General features: G+C 32.6%; 5 protein-coding genes. All 5 read left to right on the forward strand.

Features of this window, described 5'->3' with window-relative positions:
- A partial coding sequence (locus POTG_RS22745; RefSeq protein ID WP_050769767.1) for a hypothetical protein occupies positions 1-456 on the forward strand: 456 nt, incomplete at its 5' end.
- A gap of 9 nt (positions 457-465) precedes the next feature.
- Positions 466-2562, forward strand: coding sequence for a glycosyltransferase (locus POTG_RS13645; protein WP_009225415.1), 2097 nt, complete (start codon positions 466-468; stop codon positions 2560-2562).
- Positions 2559-3869 carry a nucleotide sugar dehydrogenase gene (locus tag POTG_RS13650; RefSeq protein WP_009225416.1) on the forward strand — a complete coding sequence of 437 codons (1311 nt, stop codon included), beginning with the start codon at positions 2559-2561 and terminating at the stop codon, positions 3867-3869. Before POTG_RS13645 ends, POTG_RS13650 begins: the two co-directional genes overlap by 4 nt.
- A 36-nt stretch (positions 3870-3905) precedes the next feature.
- Positions 3906-4835, forward strand: coding sequence for a glycosyltransferase family 2 protein (locus POTG_RS13655; RefSeq protein WP_009225417.1), 930 nt, complete (start codon positions 3906-3908; stop codon positions 4833-4835).
- 12 nt (positions 4836-4847) lie between these two features.
- Positions 4848-5973, forward strand: a 1126-nt coding sequence (locus tag POTG_RS13660) for an MBOAT family O-acyltransferase (protein WP_009225418.1), incomplete at its 3' end; no start/stop codon positions are given.

Here is a 5973-nt window from a genome sequence, read left to right on the forward strand (position 1 = left end):
TGTTATTATCATTTAAAATCCGAAATTCTTAATGTAAATAGCACTCGAAAGTATGCAGATCAAATAAACAATATGACCAAAAGTATGTACAATGAAGATTCATATCTTAGTGAGATATTAAAAAGGAACCAAAGAATAGAAGATAAACTAGAAGATCTTGAAAATAAATTGCTTTCTATATCTTACGAGCAAAGGTTAAATACATTAATTCTTAATCTCAAAAATGAACTTGAATTAGCAACTATAACCCAGAAGGAAATTATTGAGCGGCAAACTAAGTATTTGAAAAAAATAAACGATAAGAAGGAAACGATGAAAAATCTACAGAAAAAAAGCGGGATTAATAAAGATATGATTGCTAAATATAAAAAACAAAAACACGAAATACTTTCTAGTAGTTCATGGGAAGTAACAAAACCTTTGAGATTGTTTTTTGGAAAAATCAAAAAGAGATAGGAGGTTAATATGGATAAAATAAATATTAATGAAAAAGAAGAAGAACTAAAGAAACTGCAAGGCTTACTTAACAAACTTAATTCAAATATTAAACATGAATTAGAGAAGGAAAATATACTAAAAAATCAATTAAGGCTTCTTGAATCCCAAGTTGTAAGATTACAAGAGGAATACGAGAAAAGTGAACAAGTTAAAAAAAATGAATTAGAAAAGTTACAACAACTTAAAAACAGCCATTCGTGGAAGATTACTGCCCCATTGCGATACATGTCTTTTTTTATAAGAAATAATAAACGAAAAAAAGATTTTGAATACACTTCTTTACCAAATAATTATGTAAAGATATTAAAACAGAAATTATACTCCTATGGCTTTGAAGCAGAAGCTGTTCAAGAACTATGGGGAATTTTTACCAATGATAATTATAATTTAAAATTAAAACTCAAAGCAGCTTGGGAATTATTCGTATGGCATGGCGGGCAGGGAACTAAGGAGGATGCGGAAAAAGCGTTATCTATTCTTCCCTTTGTACTAAATAATACCAGTAAAGAAGATACAATAAAAAAAGCGACGATAATAGAAGTAGAATGTTTGAAAATTTTGGGTCGAATCCATGAGGCGAAAAAGAAAGTACAATTTCTTATGGCACTAGATGCGAAGGATATGAACTCTTTATTAGCAGCTGCTAACTTAGAAGATGATCCAACGTTAAAATTGAGTTGGATTAACAAAGTTCTAGTGCAAAACAATTACTCTAAGGTGACACTGATAGAAGATGAAAATGAGAATTCTTTCAATAGCTTAAAATCATTTAATAATAATTATCAATACAGTAACAGAAAAATATCAGTAATTATGCCCACATACTGTGCAGAAAAAGTAATAAGAACATCTATAGAATCAATACTTAACCAAACATGGAAAAATCTGGAGTTAATTGTTGTTGATGATTGCAGTACTGATAACACAGTCTCCATAGTTAAGGAATATGCATCTATTGACAATAGAGTCATATTGATTAGAGCAGAGACAAATAGCGGAACCTATGTTGCTAGAAATTTAGGGTTAAAAATAGCAACGGGTGAATTTGTTACCTGTCAAGATGCTGATGATTGGGCACATCCGCAAAAACTTGAAAAACAAATTTTGCATTTAATTGATAATCCCTCAGTGTTGGGAAATACATCTGAAACATCTCGAATAACTGAGAACTTGGATTTTGTAAGAAAAGGTAAGGTTGGCTGCTATATTTCAAATAATTTCTCTTCCCTAATGTTTCGACGATGCGAAATTTTAAGTTCTGTTGGTTATTGGGATAGTGTTCGTTTTGGTGCTGATAGTGAGTTTATTCGAAGAATAAGAAAAGTACATGGAGATAAATCCATTGTTAATCTCAAAACGTGTATACTTTCTTTGTCAAGGGTATCTTCAGGTTCATTAACGGATAATGGATATTTCGGATTTAATGGTTTTTTTTATGGAGCTCGTAAGGAGTATTTTGATAGTTTCAATAGATTCCATAAATCCTCCACTAAATTAAAATATGAGTTTCCCCAAATAAATAGACCTTTTCCAGTCCCTAATCCGTTAATGCCTGAACGTGGGAATCTAAATGAGTATAGAACCTTTGATATTGTTATAGCATCTGATTTTAGAGATGAAAATGAATATCTACTGGGTATGATTCAGAAGATGTCGAATGAAGGAGTCAACATTGGGATAATTCAAGTATATTATTATGATTATAATTCTACGAATTCTAACATTTGCGATAGCATACGAAATTTAATTGATCATGGAAATGTACAAATGCTAGTTTATGGAGAACGAATATCTTGCAAGCATCTCATTATTGGTAATTCATTATTATTTCAACATAATCAAAAATATATTCCTTCTATGCAGGTTAATAAGATCAGTGTACTTGTAACTGAAGAGATTTTTAGCAGGAAAATATCGATTAATGAGATAGAAATTTGTATCAAAAAAGTGACGAATCACTTCGGAAATTCATGTCAGCTTTGCCCGGTTAATCAAAATGTTAAAGAAAAATTTCAAAAGTATTACGGCGGCAAAATTAAGCTGGGAGAGGATATTTTATTATGAAAGACTTACTCATTGAGAAAATAAAAAGCAAAGAATGTGTTGTTGGTATTATTGGAATGGGGTATGTTGGGGTCCCACTTGCTTTGGCATTTGCCTATAATAATATAAAAGTAATTGGTTTCGATATTGATGAGATTAAAACTCAGAACATTAATGATGGAATTAGTTATTTCAAACATATTCCGTCTGAAAAGATCAAAAAAGTTTCTGAACAAAAAATATTTACGGCAACCACAGATTTTTCTGTCATTAGTGATGTTGATGCAATTATTCTTTGCTTGCCTACACCTCTAAATAAATACAGAGAACCTGACCTTTCCTTTATTGTAAATACAATGGATTCTATACTACCTTATCTAAGGAAGGGACAACTCCTGAGTTTAGAGAGTACAACTTATCCAGGCACTACTGATGAAGAATTAGCAACTAGAATATCGAGTATGGGATTAGAACTTGGTAAAGACTTTTTCCTCGTATATTCCCCCGAAAGGGAAGATCCAGGTAATCCTAATTTTTCTACGTCAACGATCCCTAAAGTTGTTGGCGGTACAACTAAAGAGTGTTTAGAAGTTGGCGTTGCTCTTTATGAGAGTATTATTGACAAAGTAATCCCGCTTACTTCGACGAAGGCAGCAGAATTAACAAAACTCCTAGAGAATATCTATCGTTCGGTTAATATTGGTTTGGTGAATGAAATGAAGATGATTGCTGATCGGATGGATATAGATATTTGGGAAGTTATTGATGCTGCGGCTACAAAACCATTTGGCTTTACTCCTTTTTACCCAGGACCTGGACTTGGCGGACACTGCATCCCAATCGATCCATTTTATTTGACATGGAAGGCTAAGGAATACGGGCTGAATACCCGATTTATTGAGTTGTCTGGTGAAATCAATACCTCAATGCCAGAGTGGGTAATTCACAAGATTGCAGATGCTTTAAATGAAGCAGAGAAGTCAGTCAAGAATTCTCAAGTTTTGGTGCTTGGATTGTCGTATAAAAAGAATATCGATGATGTTAGGGAGTCACCTTCGGTAGAATTGTTAGAACTTTTGCGTGCTAAAGGGGCGAGAATATCTTACTCGGATCCTTATCTTCCACGATTCCCTAAAATGAGGGAACATCATTTTGATTTGAATTCGGTTGATATAACACCAGAAGTTTTAAAACAAATGGACTGCGTTGTAATTAGTACGGATCATGATGATTTTGATTACAATATGATTTTAGAGCATAGTTCTCTTATTGTTGATACTAGAGGAGTGTACCGTGGTGTTACTTCAGATAAAGTAGTAAGAGCATAATAAATTATTTTTATTTTAGTGAAAGGGGGGGATAACGTGTCAAATCATAATCCCAAGATTAGCATCATTATGCCAGTTTATAACCGACAAGAAACGATAAAAAATTCAATCTTCTGTATACTAAATCAAAGTTATACAAATTTCGAATTAATTATTGTGGATGATGCTTCCACTGATAACACAAGCGCTATTATTTTATCTTTTGAAGATGAGCGGATAAAGCATATTGTCTTGAATAAAAATGTAGGTGCGGCTGCTGCAAGAAATATTGGTATAAGGCAATCTAAAGGGGATTGGATATCTTTTCAGGACAGTGACGATTATTGGGAGCCTGATAAATTAAGAAAGCAGGTAGAACTTATTAATGACAGATCCCCCTCTATTATTTTTTCGAGTTTTATTCGCTATAAATATGGTTCGGAGGAGTATATACCTAGAGGTCGCAAATATGTAAATCTTCCCAAAGAAGGAAACTTACATAATCAGTTACTTCTGGGGAACTTTATAGCCACACCGACTGTCCTTATTCCCAAAACCTTTCTTGAAAAAGTAGGTGGCTTTAATGAACAAATGCCAAGATTTCAGGATTGGGAGTTATGGTTAAGGTTGTCAGCTTATTATCCATTCATATGGATTGATGAACCTTTGGTAAGGGTTCATTATACGGAAAATAGCATTTCTTCAGACATGAGTAAAATGATTCGAGGTTATGAATTAATATGGAATTTGCATAAAAAAATGTTTGTAGATGCTGGGCCAGAATATGCAGCCCAGTTTCTATTTTCGTATGGGCATAATCTCTCGTTAGCTGGTGATACACGAAAAGGTAGAAGAATGCTTTTTCAATCGATGAAGTATTACTTGTTTTCATCTAAACAGGTTATTTGTTTGGGCTTATCCTTTTGTTCACCAATGTTATATAGGATCATGTATAAACTTTACAGTGGACAAGGGTATTCGATGTAGAGGGGTGTCTTGATGGTATTTAGCAATATAGTATTTATTTATGTTTTTTTACCAATTGTAATAATTGGATATTTTTTGGTGCGAACTGAGTTGAAAAACTTATTTCTATTGCTTTCTAGTCTTTTCTTTTATGCATGGGGCGAGCCTTTGTATATTTTAATAATGATATTTTCTATAGTCATTAACTATGTCTTAGCGATACTTATCAATAAATTTGATAAAAATTATACTTACAAAAAAACCGCATTAACTCTTTCTATTCTTATAAACATTAGTATTTTACTTTATTATAAATATATAGGGTTTATTTTATCAAACTTAGGTGAAATTTTTAACATTACAATTTCGTATTCGTCACCCGCCTTGCCTATCGGAATTTCATTCTATACTTTCCAATCTATATCATATCTTGTTGATGTTTACAGGAAAGAGTCTGAACCTCAAAAAAACATTATACATTTAGCTTTATATATTTCATTCTTTCCTCAATTGGTTGCAGGTCCAATTGTACGTTATGAATCTATTGCAGCGCAATTAAAGGAGCGAAAAGCAGATATCACTTTAATAGCACAAGGATCGATTCAGTTTATAATTGGATTATCAAAAAAAGTGCTAATTGCAAATCAATTAGCATTAGTTGCTGATGAAATTTTTTCCAAGTCACCTGACACAATTTCTACTTCTCTATCTTGGATTGGCTTAACTGCGTATACACTACAGATTTTCTTTGATTTTTCTGGATATTCAGATATGGCAATCGGCTTAGGAAGGATCTTTGGATTCCAATTTCCTATCAACTTTAACTACCCATATATCTCTAAAAATATTACAGAGTTTTGGAGAAGGTGGCATATTACTTTAGGAAGTTGGTTTAGAGATTATGTTTATATTCCTTTAGGGGGTAGCCGAAAGGGAACATGGGTATATCTTAGAAATCTGTTTGTAGTATGGTTCTTAACTGGGATTTGGCATGGGGCAAGTTGGAACTTCATAGTTTGGGGGATTTATTTTGGAGTAATCATTGCTGTTGAAAAATTTGTATTAGGTAATCTGTTGAAAAAAACCTGGTTACCATTTCAACATATTTATGCCATATTACTAATAATGATTGGATGGGTTTTCTTTAGAGCAGACAATC

The organism is Paenibacillus sp. oral taxon 786 str. D14, assembly GCF_000159955.1.
Classification (GTDB): Bacteria; Bacillota; Bacilli; order Paenibacillales; family Paenibacillaceae; genus Fontibacillus; species Fontibacillus phoenicis.

What these genes read in the sequence shown, in the direction of transcription:
- POTG_RS13645 (WP_009225415.1), top strand. Translation starts at nt 466, where the DNA reads ATGGATAAAATAAATATTAATGAAAAAGAAGAAGAACTAAAGAAACTG.
- POTG_RS13650 (WP_009225416.1), top strand. Translation starts at nt 2,559, where the DNA reads ATGAAAGACTTACTCATTGAGAAAATAAAAAGCAAAGAATGTGTTGTT.